At 29.8% G+C, this 23,181-nt stretch carries 24 protein-coding genes; 10 read left to right on the top strand and 14 right to left on the bottom strand.

All coding sequences use genetic code 11. From position 1 onward, the window contains the following. Both AQ1685_RS05230 and AQ1685_RS05235 read left to right on the top strand, forming a co-directional pair. Positions 1 to 408 (top strand): hypothetical protein, encoded by a 408-nt coding sequence (locus AQ1685_RS05230; protein WP_095070080.1) that lies wholly within the window; start codon positions 1 to 3, stop codon positions 406 to 408. Between the two features lie 32 nt (positions 409 to 440). Next, entirely contained in the window at positions 441 to 917 is a 477-nt protein-coding gene (locus AQ1685_RS05235) for a hypothetical protein (RefSeq protein ID WP_095070081.1), read from the top strand. A 48-nt stretch (positions 918 to 965) separates the two neighbouring features. Here AQ1685_RS05235 and AQ1685_RS05240 read toward each other — a convergent pair whose 3' ends face one another. The 5 genes from AQ1685_RS05240 to AQ1685_RS05260 form a co-directional block, all read right to left on the bottom strand. Then, positions 966 to 1,859 (bottom strand): ATP-grasp domain-containing protein, encoded by an 894-nt coding sequence (locus AQ1685_RS05240; protein WP_095070083.1) that lies wholly within the window; start codon positions 1,857 to 1,859, stop codon positions 966 to 968. 15 nt (positions 1,860 to 1,874) lie between these two features. Continuing rightward, complete coding sequence (locus tag AQ1685_RS05245; RefSeq protein ID WP_095070086.1) at positions 1,875 to 2,612, bottom strand: DUF6882 domain-containing protein; 738 nt, start codon at positions 2,610 to 2,612, stop codon at positions 1,875 to 1,877. 4 nt (positions 2,613 to 2,616) lie between these two features. Then, a complete protein-coding gene (locus tag AQ1685_RS05250) occupies positions 2,617 to 3,249 on the bottom strand; it encodes a hypothetical protein (protein ID WP_095070088.1) in 633 nt (210 codons plus the stop codon). 86 nt (positions 3,250 to 3,335) lie between these two features. Continuing rightward, on the bottom strand, positions 3,336 to 3,893 hold the full coding sequence (locus AQ1685_RS05255; RefSeq protein ID WP_095070089.1) for a Crp/Fnr family transcriptional regulator: 558 nt from the start codon (positions 3,891 to 3,893) through the stop codon (positions 3,336 to 3,338). A gap of 2 nt (positions 3,894 to 3,895) precedes the next feature. Next, positions 3,896 to 5,407 carry a GH3 auxin-responsive promoter family protein gene (locus AQ1685_RS05260; RefSeq protein ID WP_095070090.1) on the bottom strand — a complete coding sequence of 504 codons (1,512 nt, stop codon included), beginning with the start codon at positions 5,405 to 5,407 and terminating at the stop codon, positions 3,896 to 3,898. 55 nt (positions 5,408 to 5,462) lie between these two features. Here AQ1685_RS05260 and AQ1685_RS05265 point away from each other — a divergent pair, with 55 nt between their 5' ends. Both AQ1685_RS05265 and AQ1685_RS05270 read left to right on the top strand, forming a co-directional pair. Next, on the top strand, positions 5,463 to 6,260 hold the full coding sequence (locus AQ1685_RS05265; RefSeq protein WP_095070091.1) for a DUF2797 domain-containing protein: 798 nt from the start codon (positions 5,463 to 5,465) through the stop codon (positions 6,258 to 6,260). A gap of 157 nt (positions 6,261 to 6,417) precedes the next feature. Further along, on the top strand, positions 6,418 to 7,050 hold the full coding sequence (locus AQ1685_RS05270) for a hypothetical protein (RefSeq protein WP_095070093.1): 633 nt from the start codon (positions 6,418 to 6,420) through the stop codon (positions 7,048 to 7,050). Positions 7,051 to 7,101: 51 nt separating this feature from the next. On the opposite strand, the gene AQ1685_RS05275 is transcribed toward AQ1685_RS05270, so the two are convergent. Further along, positions 7,102 to 9,222 (bottom strand): carboxy terminal-processing peptidase, encoded by a 2,121-nt coding sequence (locus AQ1685_RS05275; RefSeq protein ID WP_095070098.1) that lies wholly within the window; start codon positions 9,220 to 9,222, stop codon positions 7,102 to 7,104. A gap of 350 nt (positions 9,223 to 9,572) precedes the next feature. Here AQ1685_RS05275 and surE point away from each other — a divergent pair, with 350 nt between their 5' ends. Genes surE through AQ1685_RS05300 form a run of 5 tightly spaced genes read left to right on the top strand, consistent with a single transcriptional unit; the run spans position 9,573 to position 12,782 of the window. After that, positions 9,573 to 10,343 (top strand): 5'/3'-nucleotidase SurE, encoded by a 771-nt coding sequence (surE, locus tag AQ1685_RS05280; protein WP_095070099.1) that lies wholly within the window; start codon positions 9,573 to 9,575, stop codon positions 10,341 to 10,343. Then, on the top strand, positions 10,331 to 10,618 hold the full coding sequence (locus AQ1685_RS05285; protein WP_095070100.1) for a hypothetical protein: 288 nt from the start codon (positions 10,331 to 10,333) through the stop codon (positions 10,616 to 10,618). Before surE ends, AQ1685_RS05285 begins: the two co-directional genes overlap by 13 nt. Positions 10,619 to 10,622: 4 nt before the next feature. Further along, positions 10,623 to 11,732, top strand: coding sequence for a lipid-A-disaccharide synthase (gene lpxB, locus AQ1685_RS05290; protein ID WP_095070102.1), 1,110 nt, complete (start codon positions 10,623 to 10,625; stop codon positions 11,730 to 11,732). Between the two features lie 43 nt (positions 11,733 to 11,775). Then, on the top strand, positions 11,776 to 12,282 hold the full coding sequence (locus AQ1685_RS05295; RefSeq protein WP_231970253.1) for a C40 family peptidase: 507 nt from the start codon (positions 11,776 to 11,778) through the stop codon (positions 12,280 to 12,282). After that, a complete protein-coding gene (locus AQ1685_RS05300) occupies positions 12,279 to 12,782 on the top strand; it encodes a C40 family peptidase (RefSeq protein WP_095070104.1) in 504 nt (167 codons plus the stop codon). The genes AQ1685_RS05295 and AQ1685_RS05300 overlap by 4 nt, the downstream gene beginning before the upstream one ends. On the opposite strand, the gene obgE is transcribed toward AQ1685_RS05300, so the two are convergent. From obgE to secDF, 3 genes are all read right to left on the bottom strand, one after another. After that, entirely contained in the window at positions 12,775 to 13,764 is a 990-nt protein-coding gene (obgE, locus tag AQ1685_RS05305; protein WP_095070106.1) for a GTPase ObgE, read from the bottom strand. The two genes, AQ1685_RS05300 and obgE, sit on opposite strands and share 8 nt — an antisense overlap. Before the next feature lie 39 nt (positions 13,765 to 13,803). Beyond that, entirely contained in the window at positions 13,804 to 14,922 is a 1,119-nt protein-coding gene (locus AQ1685_RS05310) for an adenylate kinase (RefSeq protein WP_095070107.1), read from the bottom strand. Between the two features lie 95 nt (positions 14,923 to 15,017). Further along, positions 15,018 to 17,996 carry a protein translocase subunit SecDF gene (secDF, locus tag AQ1685_RS05315; protein WP_095075007.1) on the bottom strand — a complete coding sequence of 993 codons (2,979 nt, stop codon included), beginning with the start codon at positions 17,994 to 17,996 and terminating at the stop codon, positions 15,018 to 15,020. Between the two features lie 235 nt (positions 17,997 to 18,231). Between secDF and AQ1685_RS05320 the strand changes: the two genes are divergently transcribed. Then, entirely contained in the window at positions 18,232 to 18,858 is a 627-nt protein-coding gene (locus AQ1685_RS05320) for a hypothetical protein (RefSeq protein WP_157730117.1), read from the top strand. A 13-nt stretch (positions 18,859 to 18,871) separates the two neighbouring features. Here the strand turns inward: AQ1685_RS05320 and AQ1685_RS05325 are convergent, their stop codons facing one another. The 5 genes from AQ1685_RS05325 to thrS all read right to left on the bottom strand — a co-directional run bounded on the left by AQ1685_RS05325 (position 18,872) and on the right by thrS (position 22,784). After that, entirely contained in the window at positions 18,872 to 19,468 is a 597-nt protein-coding gene (locus AQ1685_RS05325) for a hypothetical protein (protein WP_095070110.1), read from the bottom strand. An 82-nt stretch (positions 19,469 to 19,550) separates the two neighbouring features. Further along, positions 19,551 to 19,895 (bottom strand): 50S ribosomal protein L20, encoded by a 345-nt coding sequence (gene rplT / locus AQ1685_RS05330; protein WP_095070111.1) that lies wholly within the window; start codon positions 19,893 to 19,895, stop codon positions 19,551 to 19,553. Between the two features lie 94 nt (positions 19,896 to 19,989). Further along, positions 19,990 to 20,187 (bottom strand): 50S ribosomal protein L35, encoded by a 198-nt coding sequence (gene rpmI, locus AQ1685_RS05335; RefSeq protein ID WP_075341031.1) that lies wholly within the window; start codon positions 20,185 to 20,187, stop codon positions 19,990 to 19,992. A 55-nt stretch (positions 20,188 to 20,242) separates the two neighbouring features. Beyond that, complete coding sequence (infC, locus tag AQ1685_RS05340) at positions 20,243 to 20,761, bottom strand: translation initiation factor IF-3 (RefSeq protein ID WP_095070112.1); 519 nt, start codon at positions 20,759 to 20,761, stop codon at positions 20,243 to 20,245. A gap of 31 nt (positions 20,762 to 20,792) precedes the next feature. After that, positions 20,793 to 22,784 (bottom strand): threonine--tRNA ligase, encoded by a 1,992-nt coding sequence (gene thrS, locus AQ1685_RS05345; protein WP_095070113.1) that lies wholly within the window; start codon positions 22,782 to 22,784, stop codon positions 20,793 to 20,795. Positions 22,785 to 23,181 lie beyond the last annotated feature (397 nt).

Here is a 23,181-nt window from a genome sequence, read left to right on the forward strand (position 1 = left end):
ATGAAACAGATTTTTTTATTTTTTGTATTAATAGTTAATATAAGTTTTGCACAAACTAAGCATATCTTATTTGAAGGTAATTCCAAAGAGTATTTTGTAAAAGAATTAGGTAATGGAAAAACAGCAAGTGAACTAAAATTCAGAAAAGAAGTAAAAAGTAAAAATGAGATACATTTTTATATTGAGGGGCAACTTTTTATTTTTAAAGGAGAAGACAAAGGTTTAAGTATATTAAATAAAGAGGATTTTAGTAAAATTAAATTTGATAATCTTCAAGAGCTTAAAGAAAATGTTGATTCTAATAATGCATTATATCCATGTAAAGTATTTCCTGATATTGAACTTGTAGAGAATGAAAACTCTTTGATAAAAAAATACAAAGTGAAATGGAAGTATTATATAGAATAACAAATAATATTTTTACTAAAAAATGTAATTAAATGGGTAAAAATATTTTCATAATACTGGTTTGTATTTTATTAAGTTGCTGTAAATCCTCTTTCGATTACAAAGAGGCAGATAAAAATACATTATTTGTACTTTTTGAAGAATCTGTGGAAACAACTAAATCATATTCGTTGCTAAAAAATGAAAAGAAAGAAGTGTTTAAAAATCCTTTGTTTAATTATTCATTTAGAAATACTAAAATAAAAGACTTTACTTTAAACTGTCCTGCGTTTTTTTCATTTGATGATATGTTTAACAATACCAATAAAAGTAAAGTGTTTACAATACATAAAAGTTTTTTAAGAAATAATTTTATTGTAGACAGAGACTACATTAATACTTTTGGTTTAGACAAGGTGTTTGAGATATTAGCAAAAAGTAGCACAATTTTTGTAATAGATAAATCAGAAATTAAAGACAACAAAATAACATTAAGAGAAGCTAAATTAATTTATCCTGTCGAAGAATAATTACGTTTAGTACTAAAAGTTATTTTTAAAATATTTAAAAGAGTTTTATTACGTTTTAAAGTTCATATTTAAAGCAGAATAAAACTCTTTTTTATTTGCATTATCTGGTAAACCTGCTACTTGCGCGTCGCCCAATTCCATGATAATCCATTCACCAGTTTTCTTTTGTGCTATGTCCATAGTAAAAAAACTACTTTTAATCTTTAGAGCTAATGCTTTGAATTCATTAAAATCAATTTCTGAAGTTCCATAATCGCCTTCATCCCAATAATTAAAAACTTGAATTATCTTTTTATTCCCGAAGAAAATTCGAAACTCTTTTGTTAAAGGCATTCCACTTTTAGAATGTTCAGTTAAAAACTCTAATTCTTCAAAAGCTCTAAATACGATGCCTTCATTTAGAGTATTCCCTCGCAGTTTTATAAAATTATGTACAATAGTTTTAACGTTGTTTGAATCGGAAGCATTAGGAATAAAACAAGCATCTTCCCAATGATGTTTTTCAGATTTTACATAGTCTTTTACAATAATTGGTGATTTGCCAAAATCTTGTGCTAGTTTTAAAATAGATACATCAGTGAGATCCGTCGTCCAATTAGATTTTGGAGTTTTCGTTTTTATAATGTCATATGAATTCGGAAGGTAATGACAATGTTTATAAGATTCTGGATCATTAATAAGTTTTATATTTTTCTTTAAAAGTCCTTCATACAGATTTTCATATTGCTGTGGAGTTATCATCCAACCTCTGTAGAAAGCTGTTTCTATTTTGTCTTGATTTGGAACGAATTTTAACGCTGTATTTAATTCATTTTCTACTAAAGCCTCATAGCTAATTAAAGAAAAATTAAAGCCTAAGTCTACAGCTATATTTTTTTCTTCTTCATAATCTGGTTCTATAGTTTTAGAATCGAATACAGCATCACAAAATATAATTCTCATAGCTTTAAATTCAATTTATAGTTCTGCTTGTAGATTTTTTAATCTTGATAAATCATCAAAACTTGCAATAATTTTTTTTCCATTTCTAGAAGCTATAATTGTATTGTTTTCTGCTGAAATATCTAACTTTCTACTTTCCATATAGCTAATGAAACTAGCTTTATGATCTAATTCTATAGCTCCAATAAGTTGAGGAAAAGTAGTTGGTATTTTTTCTAATCGATCAAATTCAATTTTAGGTATTGTTTCAGAGTTTATGGCAATAACCATTGTTCCTTGTCCGTAATTCGCACAGAAATACGCATCAGCATTTAAAAGACCGACAGCAATCATTCCCATTTTGTGTTCAAAACCTTCTTCAACATAAAAATGACCATCGATAAATTCTTCTATTTGATGCTTTTCTCCGAAGCTTTTTAATTCATTTGCTTTTACTAATAAATTTTCTGGAATTCCACTTTTAGCATTAGCCCAGCCCCACATCCAAGAATAATCATTAAAAGAAAGTGAACCAATTACTTGAATAGGAAAGCTCAGTTCTCCAAAATATAACTTACCTTCATTTAAGTTGATGTTCCAAGAAGAATCCCCAGTAATTTCATTAAAAATAATTTGCTTTTCGAAAGACAAACCAGCATTTTCATAAAGTAAATCAGTAAAACCTATTCCAGTTTTCTCATCTATATTTTCAGTTTCTAGTTTAGGTGTTTCAATTACTTCTTTTTTACCGAATAATTTTTTAAATAATCCCATGATGTTATAAATTTGGAAAGGTTAGTATAGTTTCATTATCTAGATTTTTAGTCCATTTTAAAATGATATAAGAAACTAGTTGATCTTTTTTATACTTCAATTTAGCGTCAGGTTTGGTAAATGATACTTTTTTTAAAAGTTCAAAACGAATTCCACTATTAAAATTCTGCTGAGCAATTTTATTTTCAGGAATAATATTACTTATAGAAGCATCAGAATTTAAAGTGACTTTATAAATTAAAGGTTCTTTCGTTTTAGAGAAAAGAGTTTGGTTAATATTACCTTTTAATCTCTGTACGAATTGATAAGCTATTGGTTTGTTTTTATGTTTTTTAGAAATATTCCTTAATATATCTTTATGATTAATTGAAGAACTTAAGAGAGCAGTGCAAAATGAAACTTCGATTAAATTTTGTTCGTTTTTAAAACCCAAAATAAAAAATGACACACCATTTGAAGGAATAAAATGGCAAGAGCTTCCTTTTTGACTATTAATGAAAATCGCATCATTTGAATTTCCTTTAAATAATTCTTCTATTTTGATCTTAGATGAATAAAAACCAGGATTTTTATTAAGTTCTTTTATAGATTCAAATTGAACAACACCTATAAAATCAGCATAAGAAAATGCATTCATTAGTTTTATAGGAGAGCAGCTACAAGCAAAAGATTGATAACTAGAAATTAATAAAAGAAACAATAAAAAGTATTTAAGTTTCATAATTATTTCCCTCTAATTCTACTAAAAGTTTCTGGCGTCATACCTAAAAAAGAAGCCAAATGTTTGGCAGGAACTCTGTTAAATAGTTCTGGTTTTTTAACAAATAAATCGTCATGTCTTTCTTGAGAAGTATGTAGTAATAAACTATCTAAACGTTCTGCAAGATTTATATATAGTTTTTCTAAAAACAAGCGACCTAAATGTTCTAACTTATGACTTTTAGCAGAAAGCTTTTCTAAATCTTCTCTAGCCACCATAAAACAAGAAATATCTTCAATCGCTTCAATATTGTATTTACTTTTTTTACGTTGAATAAAACTATCTATCGCAGTGATACTTTCTTGTTCAGAAGCAATATGAACAGTAATGTCTTTTCCGTCCCTGTAATAAAATACACGACCAATTCCTGATATTATAATATAAAAGTGCTTACAAATACTATTTGCAGGATGAATTAATTCTCCTTTTTTAAACTCTTTATAAACTGCAATTTTCTGTAAAGCGTCAGTTATTTCTCCGTGTTGTAATAAGAATTCAGCATTTTTTAGAAATTCTTCCATAATTATAGCAATTCATTTAATTCTTCTATAAAATCACGTTTATTTGATAATCTAGGAACTTTATGTTGTCCACCTAACTTTCCTTTCATTTTTAGCCAATCATAAAACAAACCTGTACGAGCTTGGTGAACTTTAGGCATATTTAAAGTCATGTTATTGTATCGTTTTGCTTCGTAATCTGAATTACAATTTTTCAAAGCATTATCTAGAATTTCAGTAAAAAAGTGTAAATCCTGTGGTTGTTTCTCAAACTCAACAATCCATTCATGTCCGCCATTTGTATTACCATTCATAAAAATAGGAGCAACGGTATAATCTTTTATTGTCGAGTTTGTTTTTTCACAAGCAGATTTCAATGCTTCCTCTGCATTTTCAATTATTAATTCTTCTCCAAAAACATTAATATGGTGTTTAGTTCTACCAGTAATTTTAATTCGGTAAGGATTTGTAGAGGTAAATTTCACTGTATCACCAATTAAATATCTCCAAAGACCACCATTTGTAGTAATTACAACTGCATAGTTTACATCTTTTTTAACTGCTGAAAGAGGAATAGCTTTTGAATTTTCTCCATCGTATTCACTCATAGGAATAAATTCATAAAAAATTCCATAATCAAGCATTAATAAAAGTTCATCAGAATTATTTCTATCTTGAATAGCAAAGAAACCTTCAGAAGCATTGTAAGTTTCGTAATATCTAAAACTCTTTTTAGGAATTAATTTTTTGAATTGCTCTCGATATGGATTGAAGTTTACACCACCATGAAAATAAACTTCTAGATTAGGCCAAACTTCTAAAATATTGTCTTTTCCAGTTTTTTCTAAAACTTTATTTAACAAAACTAACATCCAAGAAGGAACTCCAGCTAAACTAGTAATGTTTTCTTGTATTGTTTCATCAATAATAGCTTCCATTTTAGTTTCCCATTCACTCATTAAAGCAACTTCCTGTTTAGGAGCAGAGCTGTAATCTGCCCAAAATGGCATGTTTTCTATAATTATCGCAGATAAATCACCAAAATAAGTGTCATTATCTTCGTAAATAGCAGAACTTCCACCTAATCTAAGACCTTTTCCTGTAAATAATTGTGTTTCTTCATTGTTATTAATATACAAACCCAACATGTCTTTCCCAGCATTGAAATGACACTCTTCTAAAGCTTCATTACTCACTGGAATGAACTTACTTTTAGCGTTGGTTGTACCACTCGATTTGGCAAACCATTTAATTTTTGTAGGCCAGAATAAATTTTGTTCTCCCTTTCTACAACGTTCAATAAGAGGTTCTATAGTTTCATATTTCTGAATAGGTACAGTATTTACAAAATCTTCGTAATTTTTTATTTTAGAGAATTTATGGGTTTTCCCGAACTCAGTGTATTTTCCAAGAGCAACTAAATTAAATAACAATTCTTGCTGAACATCAGTAGGGTACTTTAAAAAGAGTTCCATTTGATGTTTTCTTTTTTTTAAAAACCAAGTAATAATAGAATTTATAAACTGGAACGGCATTTTTGAGTTCGAATTTGTAAGTTTGTTCTTGGCTAAAAATAGTAAATTTTACAACATGCAATACAAGGGCGTTTTAAAAAAAATGAATACTGAAAATCTTGATACAGTTCAGTATTATCTAGATATGCAAACCGATTTTATTAATGTAAATCAGTTACTTCATAAAACAATTGCCATTAAGTTTGAGACTTATGAGTGTTTGTCTTGTGGATTAGAAAAAGAAATTTATCGTCAAGGATTTTGTAAATCATGTTTTTTTGAAACTCCAAATGCTGGAGATTGGATTATGCGACCTGAATTAAGTAAAGCACATTTAGGAGAAGCAGATAGAGATTTAGAATATGAAAAGAAAGTACAATTACAACCTCATATTGTGTATTTAGCTAATTCAAGTAATGTAAAAGTTGGAGTGACTAGAAAAACGCAAGTTCCAACACGTTGGATAGATCAAGGTGCACACGAAGCTATTGAAATTGTTGAAGTACCCAATCGTTATTTAGCGGGTATTACTGAAGTTGCACTAAAAGAACATGTAGCAGATAAAACCAACTGGCGTAAAATGTTGAAGAATGATATTGAGGATGAAGATTTAACCAAATGGCAAGAACGCTTACGTGCTTTTATTCCAGAAGAAGTACAAGAATATTTTATTGAAAATAATAAAGAAACTACTATTAATTTTCCTGTAGATAAATATCCTGAAAAGCCTAAAAGTTTAAATATTTTAAAAGAAGGAAGTTATTCAGGTAAGTTAGTAGGCGTAAAGGGACAGTATTTTATTTTTGAAGACAATACTGTTTTTAATGTAAGAGCAAATGAGGGATTAGTAGTGAGTATAACAGTATTAGATTAAAATTGAGGGTTACTATAATTTACTAAATCATCGGTATTAACGTTATTCTTTGTTTTACAAACGTTGGTCCACAAAAAACATTCAAAAGTCCACAACCATCTGTTATTTTTTGATTGAAAAAAATATTTTTAAGGCTAATTATTAACCTTTTATTTTTATGAAAACAATCAATTTTAAAACAGGATTTTTAGCGTTAACGCTAAGTACTATGGGACTTTTAACTTCTTGTGAGCAACAAGAAACTTTAATTGAAGATCCTAATGTTGTAGAAGTTTCGGATGTAGAGATTGAAACAACAACATTACAAAACAGAACTACATTAATGGGAGTTGGACGTTTCTTTCTTGGTGGAGCTAATAGTTTACATACTTATAGAGTAGGAAACATCGGAGCCAACTTAGGAAGAAGAGAAGGGGTTCCTTTTAAACTAGGAATTTTTAACAAAGTATCAACACCTACACCACCAGCAGGAACAAAACAATTATTTTTTCTATTAAGTCCTGGAAACAGAGATTTTGTATTAACTACAAGCGCATCTGAAAGAAACACATTACAGAGACGTAGATGGAGAAATGTTAGTGAGTTTAATTTTCAGGATAGAGAGTCTGGATCAGGAAGATTGTTATTTAATCAATCTGCTTTTATTCATAATTCAGGAGGAAGTGGTCGTGTAAAATTATATCGTTTTTATGGTAGTAGTAATACAGATCATTTGTATACTACAAATTACCAAGAAGGGGTAAACGCAGGTTATGCTTTTGAAGGAGTAGTAGGCTGGGTACACTTATAATAGTACGTAAAAACAAAAAAAACGACCTAAATTTTAGGTCGTTTTCTTTTTTTATTTTTTTACTAACTCGTAATTATTTTTCATTTTTAATTGGCTTAAAACGTTTAAGGCTTCATCTAAATAAATATCCTTTTTTAGATTTTTATGCCAAGCCATTCTTTTGTCTTTAAGAACAGTATCCTTTTTGAATAAAGGAACTTCATACTTAGGAGAAGTAAATGTCAAGTTAGAATTAAACTTGAAAATATCCTTAAATTGTTTAGCTTCTTTTACTCGTTCCTCAGATTCATCTTTGTAAGTATTGTAATTTAAAGAAATAGTGTTATCATCCTGGTTTTTCTTTAACCATTTAGCATATTCGTTAATTGAAATAAATTTTGAATTACTATTAATTCTCTCCTTACTAGCACTAACAACTTCACCAAAGTTACTGTAAGTATCTGTCTTTGTATATTTAGCTGGTTTTACACTATCCCAAGGTAAAGCACCATCTAAGTCACGTTCACCAAATTCCATATAACTATAACGGTCTGGCATAGCAATGTCTGAGTATACACCCTCAATTTGAGTAGAACCACCATTAATTCTATAGAATTTTTGAATTGTCATTTTTAAAGCTCCTAAATCTTCAGGATATTTTTTTACATAGTAATTTAGAGGTAATAAGTTTTGAACTGTTCCTTTTCCGTAGGTTTGTTTACCACCCATAACTACACCACGTCCATAATCTTGCATAGCAGCAGCAAAAATTTCTGAAGCTGAAGCAGACATTTCATTTACCATAACTACTAATGGTCCAGCCCATTGTACACTACTATCAGTATCATTTTTAATATTAGCAGGTTCACCTCTATATTTTACCTGAACAATAGGACCTTCATCTATAAATAATCCACCTATGTCAATAACTGTTTTTAAAGAACCACCACCGTTGTTTCTTAAGTCAACTATCAATCCAGCTACATTTTCTTTCTTTAAACGCTCAATCTCTAGTTTCATATCACTAGCAGCATTTCTTTTCTTAGTATCATTAAAATCAATGTAAAATTTAGGAAGATTTATAACACCATATTTCTTTCCATTTTTTTCAACTACACTAGATTTTACAAAAGTTTCTTCTAATTCAACTATATCTCTAATGATAGGAATAACTTTAGTTGAACCATCTAACTTTTTCTTTACAGTTAATCGAACCTCTGTTCCTTTCTTTCCTTTAATAAATGTAATCGCATCATCTAAGCGCATTCCTGTAATATCTAAAGGTTCTCCATCTCCTTGAGCAACCTCTAAAATAATATCACCAGGTTCTAAATCTCCTTGCTTCCAGGCAGGTCCACCAGAAATCAATTCTACAATTTTAGTGTACATACCTTCACGTTGTAAACGAGCTCCAATTCCTTCAAGTTTTCCAGACATATCTTGATCAAATCTAGATTTAATTCTAGGAGACATATATGTTGTGTGAGGATCAAAACCACCTACTACACTATTTAAAAAAGTTGAATACCAATCAGAATTTTCTAATTCCTCAATTCTAAGATATAAATCATCCATATTCTTTAAAACTTCCTTACGAGCTTCTTTTTCTAAAGTTTTGAATGACTTCTTCTTGAATTTTTTATCTTTTTTTGCTTTGTCTTTTTGTAAATCTTCAAGATCATCAATTTTACTAATTACTTGAAGTTTTAATTGTTTACGCCAATTGTCCAATAATCCTTTTTCATCTTCAGCAAACGGAGCTTTGTCATAATCAACATCAATATCTTCATTTTTCTTATAATTGAAAGGGTTGGCTAATAAACCTTTATAAGTTGTTTTAGCAGTTTCAATTTTTTCTAAGAAACGTCCGTAAACTAGTTTATAAAAACTGATATCAGATTTTTTTAGTTGGTCATCAATTTTGTATTTGTATTGAGAAAACTCCTTAAGATCTTTTTGCGTAAAATAACGTTTACTTGGATCTAGACTGGTAATAAATTCATTATATACATGTTCAGAAAAATCATCATTTAAATCTTTTTGAATGTAATGACCTCTAGTGAGGAGATTTTTTAATACATAAATTATAAGTTTATCTTTTTCAGGATCGTTCTTTTCAGAAATAGATTTTCCATAAGAATTGCTGCTTATTAGTAATGCAGTCAATATTGGGATAAGTACTTTCATCTTCATAAATCTTCAGTCGTTTAAATGATTTTAAAATTACTGGTATTTGCTAAGCTACTAAAATAATGCCAATTTTAATAGTTGTGTTTGTTTATGTTCTCAAGTGATTTTTTTAATAAATTTATAAGACCTCTTTTTTTACAAATACTTTATTTACAATTATTGTCTGTGAGGTTGTTTTAAATAACCTTTTATAAAAAGTATTTTTTATAAAGATAAAAGTTATTTATGAATAAATTATTATCACTTTAATCTATACAAGTTTAGGCATTAATTTTTCATAATTATCTTTACGAAATGTTAAAAAGTACAGCTAATTTTTTAGTGTATATTTGTTATAAGTAAATTAAAAAACAATGCAAGAGAAACCTTTAATTTTAGTGACCAATGACGACGGTATTACGGCTCCTGGTCTTAGAATGTTAATTGATATAATGAATGAAATTGGTGAAGTAATTGTTGTAGCTCCAGATAGTCCACAAAGTGGAATGGGACATGCAATTACCGTAAATAATGTGTTGCATTGTAATCCAACTTCAATAGATGATGGTCCGCAAATAGAATACAGTTGTTCAGGAACTCCTGCTGATTGTGTAAAAATGGCAAAAAATAAAATTCTTAACCGAAAGCCAGATTTATGTGTTTCAGGAATTAATCATGGATCTAATTCTTCCATAAGTGTCATTTATTCAGGAACAATGAGTGCTGCTGTTGAAGCCGGTATTGAAGGTATACCAGCAATTGGTTTTTCTTTGCTAGATTATAGTTGGCATGCAGATTTTCGTTCTTCCAAAGAGTTTGTCAAGAAAATAGCACTTAATGTATTACTAAATGGTTTGCCAGATGGAGTTGTATTAAATGTTAACATTCCAAAGTTGAAGAAAGAAGAAATAAAAGGAGTGAAGATTTGTAGACAAGCGAATGGTTATTGGAAAGAAGATTTTGATAAACGTAAAAGTCCAATGGGTAAAGAATATTATTGGTTGTCTGGTGAGTTTGTAAATAACGATAAAGGTCAGGATACAGACATTTGGGCGTTAGAAAATGGATTTATTTCTGTAGTACCTGTTCAATTTGATATGACTGCGCATCATGCAATTCAAAAATTACATTCATGGGATTTATAAATAAAGATGTTCTTATCGGGTTTTTAGTTTCGATTTTTGCTACATTTTGTGGTTTCTTTATTTACATCCAATATGTATCACGATTTGGTTTTTCTGAAACCATTGAAATGTTACAACAAGGAGGAGTTTTCGGACCTGTAATTGCATTAGCAGCTTTACCTAATTTATTTGTATTCTTTATTTATTTAAAAAAGAAACAAGATTTAAGAGCTAAAGGAGTTTTGTTAGCTACAATGTGTACTGCAATTTTTACTTTCATATTAAAGTTCATATAGTATAATGAAGTATTATATAGTTGCTGGAGAAGCCTCGGGAGATTTACATGGTTCTAATTTAATGAAAGAATTATTTAAACAAGACAAAGATGCTAATATACGTTTTTGGGGAGGCGATTTAATGAAGGCTGTTGGTGGTGAATTGGTGGTTCATTATAAAGATAGAGCAATTATGGGGTTTGTTGAAGTCATCTTGAACTTACGTAAAGCTCTTGGTTTTATCAAACGTTGTAAAAACGATATTGAACAATTTCAGCCAGATGTTATTATATTTATTGATAATTCAGGTTTTAATTTACCTGTAGCTAAATGGGCAAAGCAAAATGGATATAGAACTAATTATTATATATCACCTCAAGTTTGGGCGAGTAGAGCAGGAAGAGTAAAATCTATTAAAAGAGATGTAGACAAAATGTTTGTAATACTTCCTTTTGAGAAAGATTTTTATAAAAAGTACAATTACGAAGTAGAATTTGTAGGTCACCCTTTAATTGATGGAATTGTTGATAGGGAACAGGTTGATGAAGATGAGTTTCGTAAAACTCATAATTTAGGGACTAAAGAAATTATTGCGTTATTACCAGGAAGTAGAAAACAGGAAATTACCAAAATGTTGAACACAATGTTGTTAATGGTTGATAAATTTCCTGAATATCAATTTGTAGTTGCAGGTGCACCAAGTCAAACTAGATCATTTTATGAAACCTTTTTAAAAGGCAATAATGTAAAGTTTGTAGATAATAAAACATACGATTTACTGAGTATTTCACATACAGCTTTAGTAACATCTGGAACAGCAACATTAGAAACGGCTTTATTTAAAGTTCCACAAGTAGTTTGTTATAAAGGAAGTTGGCTATCGTATCAAATAGCTAAAAGAATTATAACTTTAGATTATATTTCTTTAGTGAATTTAATTATGGATAGAGAAGTAGTGAAGGAGTTAATTCAAAATGAGTTTAATGAATTTACTTTAGAACAAGAATTACAATTACTTCTAGAAGAAAATAAAAGAAAAGCTCTTTTCTTAGATTATTTCGAATTAGAAGAAAAACTAGGAGGAAAGGGAGCATCAAAAAAAGTAGCAAATTCAATTATAGAAAGTTTAACATAAAAGTACAATAGTGATAAAAAAAATACCCCAAATTTTATTGATCTTGTTTTTAGCTTATGGATGTTCTTCATCTAAAACAGCAAGTTCATCAAAACGCTATAAGAAAAATAAAAGAAGAGTCGTAACTAAAAAAAGATCGGTAAGAACAAAAGATCTTTCACAGTTAGCAAATAGAATAATAGCAACAGCAAATACTTATAAAGGAACTCGTTATAAATATGGAGGCGTAACTAGAAAAGGAATGGATTGTTCTGGTTTAATTATGACTTCTTTCAAACAGAATGGACTTTCATTACCAAGAACTTCTTACGATATGTCTACACAAGGGAAACAAATCCCTCTAAAAAATGTTAGAAAAGGAGATTTACTTTTTTTTACAACTAATCCTAGAAAACCAAGAAGAATAAGTCATGTTGGTTTAGTTACCTCTGTTAAAAATGGAATTATTTATTTTATACATGCTTCATCTAAAAGAGGAGTAACAGTAAATAATATGTCACAAAAATATTACAAGAGAAATTTTGCTAAAGCTAAAAGAGTGCTAAGGTGAAAAAAGTAGGATCTTTTGTAGTCGTGTTTATCTTGATATGGGCATATCGATTTGCAAATCATAATAGGCGAAATAATATTGAACAGAACGTAGAGACTAGCTCAGCAAATAAGGTGAGTGTTATTTTAAAAGCAGCGAATTCGTATTTGGGAACGCCTTATAAGTTTGGAGGAACAACAGCTAACGGAATGGATTGTTCTGGGTTAGTTTATACTGTATTTAAAGAAGAATTAGGGGTCACTCTTCCTCGTTCTTCAAGATCCATGAGTTCCGAAGGAAAAAAAATAACTTTAGAAAACATTAAAAAAGGAGACTTACTTTTTTTTGATATTCCAACAATGCACGGTGATGTAAACCATGTTGGGTTAGTAAATTCAACAAAGTCTAATACTATTAAATTTATACATTCAAGTACTTCCAAAGGAGTAGTAATATCTTCTTTAGATGAATCGTATTGGAAAGAGGCTTTTGCTTTTGCAAAGCGAATCGATATTAATTAAGCTTAGACCAAAGTTTATCCTTTAATTCCATTAATCCCATTTGTGCTACTGATGAAATAAATAAAGTTTCAATACCTTTTGGTAGTTCTTCTTTTATTTCAGCTTTCAATTCATCATCTAACATGTCAGATTTTGAAATAGCTAACACACGATCTTTATCTAATAGTTCAGGATTGTGTTGTTTTAACTCGTTTAAAAGGATACTATATTCCTTTTTAATATCGTCGCTGTCTGCAGGAATTAAGAACAGTAACAAAGAGTTTCTTTCAATATGTCTTAAAAAGTAATGCCCTAATCCTTTTCCTTCAGCAGCTCCTTCAATAATACCAGGAATATCTGCCATTACAAAACTTTGGTGATTACGATATTCCACAATACCTAAATTAGGTTTTAAGGTTGTAAAAGCGTAATCTGCAATCTTTGGTTTGGCTGCAGTTAAAACAGATAAAAGAGTTGATTTTCCTGCATTAGGAAATCCTACTAAACCGACATCAGCAAGAATTTTTAATTCAATTCTAAACCAAGCTTCTTTACCGTCGATTCCCGGTTGGGCATATCTTGGCGTTTGATTTGTTGGTGATTTAAAATGCCAGTTTCCTCGTCCTCCTTTACCACCTTCAAGAACAACAACTTCTTGTTCGTCATCATTGATTTCATAAAGAATCTGATCTGTATCTGCATCTCTAATTATGGTACCTAATGGAACAGGAACAATAACATCCGCTCCGTCTTTACCAGTACTTCGACTAGATCCACCATCACCACCACCTTCAGCTCTAAAATGACGTTTGAATTTTAAGTGAAATAATGTCCACATATTTTTATCTCCTTTGAAGATTACGTGTCCACCACGACCTCCATCACCACCATCTGGTCCACCTTTTGCTATGTATTTTTCACGATGCAAATGTGCAGATCCACGTCCTCCTTTTCCAGAAGAAGCATATATTTTTATATAGTCAACAAAATTTCCTTCAGTCATTTCTCAAAAATTAATATTCCCGCCTAAGCGGGAATGTTTTTATAATGTGTCAAAAACGTCTGCTAAACGTTTTGTTATATCTTCAATAGATCCAACACCATCAACTCCGTAAAAATTACCTTGTGCATTGTAGTAATCTTTTAAAACGGCTGTTTTGGTATTGTATTCGTTAAAGCGGTTTCTGATTTTTTCTTCATCAGTATCATCAGAACGACCACTAGTTTTTCCTCTTTCTAAGATTCGTTCTACTAATAAATCTTCTGGAACTTCTAAAGCAACCATTCCATTAATTCTTTCACTTTTTTCAGCTAAGAATTCATCTAGAGCTTTAGCTTGATCTTCTGTTCTTGGGAATCCGTCAAAAATAAAACCATTTGCCTCAGCATTTTTATTTACTTCAGCTTTTAGCATATTGATTGTAACTTCATCAGGAACTAATTCACCTTCATCAATATATTTTTTAGCTAATATTCCTAAATCAGTTTCGTTTTTAATATTGAATCTAAAAACATCACCAGTAGAAATATGAACTAAGTTATATTTTTCTTTAAGCAATTCAGCTTGTGTTCCTTTACCAGCACCCGGAGGTCCAAATAATACTATGTTTTTCATTTTAGGTTGTGTTGTTAATTGATAAATAGCAGGTAAATTTCTACCCAAACCATTATAATCTAAACCGTAGCCTACAATAAATTTATCTTCTAAATTTTTACCAATGTAGTTGATGTGTAATTCTTTTCTATACACATCTGGTTTAAAAAATAATGAAGCTATTTTAAGTTCTTTAATGTTTTTATTTCTGAAGATTTCGTAAATCTCTTGTAGTGTAGTTCCTGTATCAATAATATCTTCTAGTATGATAACTGTTCTACCAGAAATATCTTCATTAATACCAATTAGTTTTTTTACTGTTTCCCCAGAAGTCGTACCTTCATAAGAAGCTAGTTTTACAAAAGTGATTTCACAATCTTGATTGAATTCTCTAACAAAGTCGGATGCAAAAACAAAACATCCGTTTAAAATACCTATAAATAAAGGAACTTCATCTTTCGGTAAATCAGCTTTTACTTGATATACAAGCTGTTTTACAATAGAAGAAATTTCTTCTTTACTTATTAATTCTCTGAAATATAAATCGTGAAGTTTCTTTATTTTCATATATAGGTAAATATACTAATTAAATAAAAAAACCGTCTTGTTTAACTGATCTATCAGTAGGAACAAAACGGTGATTTTATAATGTGCTCTTAAATTTAATTTTTAGTTTCTTTATTTTTAGTAGCGTCAAACATAATAGGTGTTGCTACAAATAAAGATGAATAAGTACCCACAATAACACCAATAATTAAAGCGAACATGAATCCTTTGATACTATCTCCTCCAAAGAAGAAGATCGCTAACATTACTAATAATGTTGTTAAAGAGGTGTTGATAGTTCTACCAAGAGTACTACTTAAAGCTTTATCTACTAGGCTAGCTGTAAAAGAAGAACTGTTATCAGCATATTCTCTAATTCTATCGAAAATTACTACGGTATCATTCAGCGAGTAACCAACTACAGTTAGTATTGCTGCTATAAATGACTGACCAATTTCCATATCGAAAGGCATGATTTTATATAATATAGAGAAGATTCCTAATACAATTAAAACATCATGGAATACAGCGGCTACTGCACCGATAGAGAAAGAAACTTTTCTGAATCGTAATAAGATATATAAGAAAACTACCAATAAAGAACCAAATACAGCAAATATTGCAGCTTGTTTGATATCATCAGCAATTGTTGGATCTACTTTTCTAGCACTCATTATACCTTGTGCGTTTTCACCTTTATCAAAACCAGGCTTAAAGTTTTCGTAACTTAGGTCTGATAAATAAGTTTTTAATCCTTTGTATAAAGTATTTTGAACTAATTCATCAACTTCTTTACTCTTTTCTTCAATCTTAAAAACAGTAGTTATTTTTAACTGATTAGTTGCACCATAAGTTTTTACTTCAGGAGCAGTTCCAAAAACTTCTTTTAAGGACTCTGCTACATCGTTAGCTTTCATGTCTTTATCAAAACGTACAACAAAAGATCTACCTCCTTTAAAATCAACTCCTTGTTTTAAACCAATAGAAAATATAGAAACTAAACCTATTACGATAAATACACCAGAAATGATATAAGCGATTTTACGTTTTCTTAAGAATTCAATATTAATATTCTTAAACCAGTTTTTAGAAATGTTTGTGTTGAAAGTTAAATTACTTCCTTTAGTTACAGCACCGTCAACAAATAAACGAGTAATAAAAATTGCAGTAAATAAAGAAGTAGCAATACCGATCATTAATGTTAATGCAAATCCTTTAATAGGTCCTGTACCAAAAACATATAAGATAACACCAGTTAAGAATGTAGTGATGTTAGCATCTAAGATTGCAGATAATGCTCCTTTAAAACTAAAACCTTCACTAACTGATTCGAATAAACTTTTTCCTGAATTTAAAGCTTCTTTAATTCTTTCAAAGATAATTACATTGGCATCTACCGACATACCAATAGTTAATATGATACCTGCAATACCTGGTAGCGTTAATACAGAGTTAAATGAAGCTAAAACTCCGAAGATGAATAAGATGTTAACTAATAAGGCAATATTAGCATATAAACCTGCTTTACCATAGTATAACACCATCCAAATTAATACTAGAACAATTGCTAAAGCAAAAGACCACATACTTGCGTTTATAGCTTCTTTACCTAAAGATGGACCAACAACTTCAGATTCGATAATTCTTGCTGGAGCAGGTAATTTACCAGCTTTTAAAACAGTAGCAATATCTTGTGCTTCTTCTACTGTCATTGAACCACCAGAAATTGAAGATGTACTTCCTAATTTACCTTTAATGATAGGAGCAGAGTATACATAATCATCAAGAACAATAGCAACATGCTTGTTAATGTTCTTTTCAGTTAAACTACTCCACAATTTAGTACCTTTAGTATTCATGGTCATGCTTACCTCTGGTTTACCTAATTGGTCAAACTGTTGTGAAGCATCAGCAATTACATCACCTTCAATATCTGCAATACCTTCTCTGTTCGACTTGATAGCATATAAACGAATAAAACTATCAGAGTTATCTCCAGAATCAGCATCTTGAGTATCAGGTTTGTAATCCCATAAGAATTTTGTGTTTCTTAAATTGGCTGGTAATAAGGCAGTAATTTGCTTATTTTTTAATATGCTATTTACTTTTGCCGTATCTTGAATTTTAGAATATCCAATAACAGAACCAAATTGTTGTTGGTTTGGTATAAAAAAGTTGAATAACATTTCAGAGTTAGCTACAGAAGTAGAGTCTGTATCATCTCCAAGTAAATCTGCTAAATTACTTTTAGCAGTATCTTTTTCTTTAGTAACTTCTTTCTCAGCTGATTTTTTTAATAATTCAATTGATTTTAAGTTAGCTTGAGATAAGAATGATATCACCTCAGTATTAGAATATACTTCCCAAAACTGTAATTTAGCTGTACTTACTAATAATTTAGTAACACGTTCTACATCTTTGGCTCCAGGTAATTCAACTTGAATTCTTCCTGATGTACCTATTCTTTGAATATTTGGTTGTACAACCCCGAATTTATCTACACGACTTCTCAATACTTGAAAAGCAGTTCCTATAGAGCTGTTGATTTCTTCTTGTAAAACAGCTTTTACTTCACTGTTAGTTTTATTGAAGTCAATTTTTTCGCGTAATAATTTATTTCCAAAGATTTTAGGATCACTTAATTTAATAGAACCCTTACTCGCTTTTTCAAATTCTTCGTAAAATAAATCGATATAATCATCTTGAGCATTTTTCTGAGCTTCATCTGCATTTGCTAAAGCAGTTCTGAAAACTTGATTTTTTGACTCGTTAGATAATCCTATTAAGATATCCTTTACTGATACTTGTAAAATAGCATTAATACCACCTTTTAAATCAAGACCAAGATTCATTTCTTTGTCTTTAATGTCATTGTAGGTGTTACCTAATACTACCTCTTTATTTGCAACACTATCAAGATATTTTCTCTCAAGTCTAGCTAATTCCTTACCACTTTTATTTTCACCAAGATTAGCTTCAGCAAATGCTTTAGCTTCATTTTCAACCTTGTTCCCAAAAAACGTAAATGATAATTGGTATAAGCTTACTAATCCGAAAAGGATTGCAAATAATCTGATTAGACCTTTGTTTTGCATTTTCAATAATTTAGACTGACTTCTTTTTTAAAACGTGCAAATATAGTATAACAAAAGTATAAGTAAAAAGAAAACCATAACTTTTACGTATTATGCTTATGATAATCTCTAAAATTTATTATGTAAATAACGAATTCTTTACTTTTTAGAAAGATTTGTTTACAGTTTTATCATGTTTTTTCATTATATTTATTTCATAACGTAATTCGGGGAAAGAAAATAAAAATATAATGTTATGTTATTATTCCGAAACTCGTTAATTAATTTCTTTACTTCAAAAAAATACTATACATCTTATTACAAGAGAGTAATAAATAAGTACAAGTATCCTGAGTCTTATTTGAAATTGTATCATGCTTTACATACTGTTCCTGAAGAATTAGAAACATCTGTCTTAATCGCATTTTCAGAAACTATAAGTTTTGGAGCTAGTCTTAATAGTATTAAATCTAAGCTTAAAGGGAGTTATAGAGTAGTCAAAGAATTAAATGATGTTTATGTTTTGTTCACAGAACTTAAAACAGTGGGCTATAAATTTATTATTGAACTACATTTTTACAAGCAAAAACTAGTACATTTCAAATATGTGTTTAGGAATCACACAAATAAAAATGAATTGAAGTACATGTTAATGAAAAAGTATTTTAATGAAGAAAAGATTTTTTTTGAAGTTAAAGATACTTGTATAAAAGATGTAGACGGAAACTATATCTTTATACTTGATGAAGTAAATTTATCTATTAATTATATGACTTACGATTATGGTTTTTATAATCATATCATTGAAATGAAGACTCAAAAAGAAAAACAAAAAACACTAAAGTATAATAATGCTATGGATGAACTATACAACAGGTTATAAAAAAAGAGAAGTTTTATACTCCTCTTTGTTTATTAATTTCATCTTGTAATTGTCTTCTTAATTTTTGTTCCTTTTCTAAAGACTTTTTTCTAAAAGTTTCAAGTTCTAGTTCAATTTCAGATAAATCATTTTTAGCTTTTTTAGTCAAAATATTACTTGACTTAAATTTAGATATAAAAAAAATTAAAGCTAGTAAAAGAATTCCTATTAGAGACCAAGTAAACATATTGTATGTGCTTTTACTGGTGGCAATACCTAAAACACTAATTTGATTTTCTTTATCTTGAGAACTAGTTAAGTCATTAGAAACTTTACTAACATTTTCATTCAAAGTTGCGATTTCTTTCTTTTGAGAATCTACAATTTCTTGCCTTGCAACAATTTCTTTTCTTAATATAGTAACGCTATCAAGTACGTTTTTTTGGAAAACTAAAAATTCATTTCTAGGAATCATTTTATACTCTTTCCAAGTATTTGATAATCCATAAGCTTTTTTAAATTCATTCTCTATTGTATTTGGTAATTCCCTAATCTCTTTTTTTGTCAATTTTGTTTGAGCGAATAAAGAAGTTGAAAAAAGTAATACAAATAAAAAGTTAATAGTTTTCATCAGATATATTTAGATTTCGGGTTGATTTAAAAAAACCCAAACGAAAAAGTTTGGGTTTTTAGTATAAGCAAGGTTATTAAACTTATTTTACTTTATCTACGATTGCCTTAAAAGCTTCTGGGTTGTTCATAGCTAAATCTGCTAAAACCTTACGGTTTAATTCGATGTTATTAGCTTTTACTTTACCCATAAACTGTGAGTAAGACATTCCGTACTGACGAGCTCCAGCGTTAATACGTTGGATCCATAATGAACGGAAGTTTCTTTTCTTGTTTTTACGGTCACGGTAAGCATATTGTAATCCTTTCTCAACCGCATTTTTAGCTACTGTATAAACGTTTTTTCTACGTCCGAAGTAACCTTTAGCTTGCTTCAAGATTTTTTTTCTTCTATTTCTTGAAGCTACAGAATTTACTGATCTTGGCATAATTTTCTTGTTTTTGTAGTAGGCGACTAATTAAATAGTACTTTATTGAGCCTAACTCCATGGTTAATAATTAATTTTACTACCTAGCGAACTATTATTTTAATAATAATTGTTGCTTAATGTTACTCTCGTCAGATTTGTGTACTAACGTAGAGTGTGTTAATGCAAGCTTACGTTTTTTAGACTTCTTTGTTAAGATATGACTTTTAAACGCGTGCTTTCTTTTGATCTTTCCAGAACCAGTTAACTTAAAACGTTTCTTGGCACTAGATTTAGTTTTCATTTTAGGCATTTTCTGCTATCGTTTTTATCTTGCTTATATATCGTCGTTATTCTAAAAGAATAAATTACTTCACTTTTTTAGGAGCGATAAACATAATCATACGTTTACCTTCCAATTTTGGCATTTGTTCTACTTTACCATATTCTTCTAGTTCTTGAGCTAATTTTAATAATAAAATTTGCCCTTGTTCTTTAAATATGATAGAACGACCTTTAAAGAATACATATGCTTTTAACTTAGCTCCGTCTTGTAAGAACTTAATCGCATGTTTCTTTTTGAATTCGTAATCATGCTCATCTGTTTGAGGTCCGAAACGAATTTCCTTAACAACCACCTTAGTCGCTTTTGCTTTTAATGCTTTTTCACGCTTCTTTTGCTCGTAAAGGAATTTTTTATAGTCAATAACTTTACAAACAGGAGGGACTGCTTTAGGAGATATTTCAACTAAATCTAGCTCTTGCTCTTGAGCTATTGCTTTAGCTTTTGCAAGTGAATACACACCTACTTCTACGTTGTCGCCTACTAGACGAACTTCATCAACATATTTAATTTTGTCATTAATTCTATGTTGATCTTCTTTAATAATTCTTGCGGGTCTACGTCCGCGTTTTCTTCTAATTGCTATGGCTTATACTTTTTAAATTATTCTCTTTTTGATTATTAGTGTTAAACGTAACTAACGTTTTTTGAACTTCCTTCTGTATTAGTTGGACAAATTCTTCAATAGTGAAAGTACCTAAATCTCCTTCACCATGTTTCCTTACAGATACCGTGCCATCTTGTTCTTCCTTTTCTCCAACAATAATCATGAAAGGAATTTTACTAACTTCCGCATCTCTAATCTTACGACCAGTCTTTTCATTTCTATTGTCTACGAGGGCGCGAATTTCGGAATTTTCTAACAAAAGTAAAACTTTTTCGGTATATTTTTCGTATTTCTCGCTGATTGGCAGTATTATAACCTGTTCTGGGGTCAACCAAAGCGGGAAATTACCACCTGTATGCTCTAATAAAATAGCAATAAATCTTTCCATAGAACCAAAAGGAGCACGGTGAATCATTATTGGTCTGTGAAGTTCATTATCACTTCCTTTATATGTTAAGTCAAAACGTTCAGGTAAGTTATAATCAACTTGTATAGTACCAAGTTGCCAACTTCTTCCTAGAGCGTCTTTAACCATAAAGTCTAATTTTGGTCCGTAGAAAGCAGCTTCACCTGGTTCTATAACAAAATCTAAACCTTTATCTTTTGCAGCATTTATAATTGCTTGCTCAGCTTTTTCCCAGTTTTCTACATTACCAATGTATTTTTCTGGTTTTTCTGGATCTCTAACAGATACTTGAGCAGTAAAGTTTTCGAAACCTAAAGAAGTAAATACATAAAGTACTAAATCAATTACGTTTTTAAATTCACTATCTAGTTGTTCTGGTGTACAGAAAATATGAGCATCATCTTGAGTAAAACCTCTTACACGTGTTAATCCGTGGAGCTCTCCACTTTGTTCATATCTATATACTGTACCAAATTCAGCAAAACGTTTAGGTAAATCTTTATAAGAATAAGGTTTGAATTTATAAATCTCACAATGATGCGGACAGTTCATTGGTTTTAATAAGAACTCTTCATCATCTTTTGGTGTATGTATAGGTTGAAAACTGTCTTCACCATATTTAGCATAGTGACCAGAAGTTACATAAAGATCTTTTTGCCCAATATGAGGAGTCATGACCATTTCGTAACCGGCTCTTTTTTGAGCTACTTTCAAGAAATCTTCTAAACGACTTCTTAGTGCTGCTCCTTTAGGAAGCCAAAGCGGTAAACCTTGACCAACAGTTTGAGAAAATGTAAATAACTCAAGTTCCTTTCCTAATTTTCTATGATCTCTCTTTTTTGCTTCTTCTAATAACTCTAAGTATTCAGTAAGCATTTTTTGCTTAGGGAAAGAAATACCATAAATACGTGTTAACTGATTATTCTTTTCATCTCCACGCCAGTAAGCACCAGCAACATTCATAATCTTGATAGCTTTAATTATTCCAGTATTTGGAATATGTCCACCACGACATAGATCAGTAAAGTCGCTGTGATCACAGAAAGTAATATCACCGTCTTCTAAACCTTCTATTAATTCCACTTTATATGAATTGTTTCTTTCCTTATAATAAGATAAAGCTTCGTCTTTTGTAACTGAGCGCATTTTGAACTCTGCTTTTTCACGAGCTCTTTCTAAAAACTTCTTTTCTATAGAAGCAAAATCTTTTTCTGATATCGTATCATCACCAAAATCTACATCATAATAAAAACCGTTATCAATTGCAGGACCTATTGTAAGTTTGGCATCAGGATGAAAATCTAGGATTGTTTGAGCTAGAACGTGAGCTGATGAATGCCAAAATGCTTTTTTACCTTCAGGAGAGTCAAAAGTATATAGTGTAAGATTACCATCTGTGGTTAATGGAGTAGTAGTTTCTACTGTGGTATTGTTAAAATTAGCTGAAATAACATTTCTAGCTAATCCTTCACTTATACTTTTAGCAACTTCAATAGGAGTAGTGTTTTTTTCGTACTCCCTAATACTTCCATCTGGTAATGTAATTTTAATCATTTTATATATTGTTATGTTACGATTTTCCTACAAGTGAAAATCTTAATGCACAAATATATTGTAAATGCATTTTTTGTACAATTATATTAGACGAGAATTTGTTTTGATTCCTTTTTTATTTTGAATATTCTAATTGAATGGGATATGAAATTACAATTATGATTAGGTCGTTTGCTTTAATACACTTGGAATACTAGTTTGAAAGTACTTTGTCGTTAGTTTTTTTGGGGCTTTACTCTAGTATAAAGTCTTTTTTTTTACTGAAGAGATAGATTGTATAATGATAAGTTTAGTGTTTGTCCAAACTTTGTGCTATTAATATTATAGTCTGATTATTTCTTTATTACTGTTTATTTAAGGTGCTTTTGAGTTAAGAATTGTGGTTAAGTAATGAATA

This window comes from Tenacibaculum jejuense (assembly GCF_900198195.1).
Classification (GTDB): Bacteria; Bacteroidota; Bacteroidia; order Flavobacteriales; family Flavobacteriaceae; genus Polaribacter; species Polaribacter jejuensis.

What these genes read in the sequence shown, in the direction of transcription:
- AQ1685_RS05230 (WP_095070080.1), top strand. Translation starts at nt 1, where the DNA reads ATGAAACAGATTTTTTTATTTTTTGTATTAATAGTTAATATAAGTTTT.
- AQ1685_RS05235 (WP_095070081.1), top strand. Translation starts at nt 441, where the DNA reads ATGGGTAAAAATATTTTCATAATACTGGTTTGTATTTTATTAAGTTGC.
- AQ1685_RS05240 (WP_095070083.1), bottom strand. Translation starts at nt 1,859, where the DNA reads ATGAGAATTATATTTTGTGATGCTGTATTCGATTCTAAAACTATAGAA.
- AQ1685_RS05245 (WP_095070086.1), bottom strand. Translation starts at nt 2,612, where the DNA reads ATGGGATTATTTAAAAAATTATTCGGTAAAAAAGAAGTAATTGAAACA.
- AQ1685_RS05250 (WP_095070088.1), bottom strand. Translation starts at nt 3,249, where the DNA reads ATGAATGCATTTTCTTATGCTGATTTTATAGGTGTTGTTCAATTTGAA.
- AQ1685_RS05255 (WP_095070089.1), bottom strand. Translation starts at nt 3,893, where the DNA reads ATGGAAGAATTTCTAAAAAATGCTGAATTCTTATTACAACACGGAGAA.
- AQ1685_RS05260 (WP_095070090.1), bottom strand. Translation starts at nt 5,407, where the DNA reads ATGCCGTTCCAGTTTATAAATTCTATTATTACTTGGTTTTTAAAAAAA.
- AQ1685_RS05265 (WP_095070091.1), top strand. Translation starts at nt 5,463, where the DNA reads ATGCAATACAAGGGCGTTTTAAAAAAAATGAATACTGAAAATCTTGAT.
- AQ1685_RS05270 (WP_095070093.1), top strand. Translation starts at nt 6,418, where the DNA reads ATGAAAACAATCAATTTTAAAACAGGATTTTTAGCGTTAACGCTAAGT.
- AQ1685_RS05275 (WP_095070098.1), bottom strand. Translation starts at nt 9,222, where the DNA reads ATGAAGATGAAAGTACTTATCCCAATATTGACTGCATTACTAATAAGC.
- surE (WP_095070099.1), top strand. Translation starts at nt 9,573, where the DNA reads ATGCAAGAGAAACCTTTAATTTTAGTGACCAATGACGACGGTATTACG.
- AQ1685_RS05285 (WP_095070100.1), top strand. Translation starts at nt 10,331, where the DNA reads ATGGGATTTATAAATAAAGATGTTCTTATCGGGTTTTTAGTTTCGATT.
- lpxB (WP_095070102.1), top strand. Translation starts at nt 10,623, where the DNA reads ATGAAGTATTATATAGTTGCTGGAGAAGCCTCGGGAGATTTACATGGT.
- obgE (WP_095070106.1), bottom strand. Translation starts at nt 13,764, where the DNA reads ATGACTGAAGGAAATTTTGTTGACTATATAAAAATATATGCTTCTTCT.
- AQ1685_RS05310 (WP_095070107.1), bottom strand. Translation starts at nt 14,922, where the DNA reads ATGAAAATAAAGAAACTTCACGATTTATATTTCAGAGAATTAATAAGT.
- secDF (WP_095075007.1), bottom strand. Translation starts at nt 17,996, where the DNA reads ATGCAAAACAAAGGTCTAATCAGATTATTTGCAATCCTTTTCGGATTA.
- AQ1685_RS05320 (WP_157730117.1), top strand. Translation starts at nt 18,232, where the DNA reads ATGTTATTATTCCGAAACTCGTTAATTAATTTCTTTACTTCAAAAAAA.
- AQ1685_RS05325 (WP_095070110.1), bottom strand. Translation starts at nt 19,468, where the DNA reads ATGAAAACTATTAACTTTTTATTTGTATTACTTTTTTCAACTTCTTTA.
- rplT (WP_095070111.1), bottom strand. Translation starts at nt 19,895, where the DNA reads ATGCCAAGATCAGTAAATTCTGTAGCTTCAAGAAATAGAAGAAAAAAA.
- rpmI (WP_075341031.1), bottom strand. Translation starts at nt 20,187, where the DNA reads ATGCCTAAAATGAAAACTAAATCTAGTGCCAAGAAACGTTTTAAGTTA.
- thrS (WP_095070113.1), bottom strand. Translation starts at nt 22,784, where the DNA reads ATGATTAAAATTACATTACCAGATGGAAGTATTAGGGAGTACGAAAAA.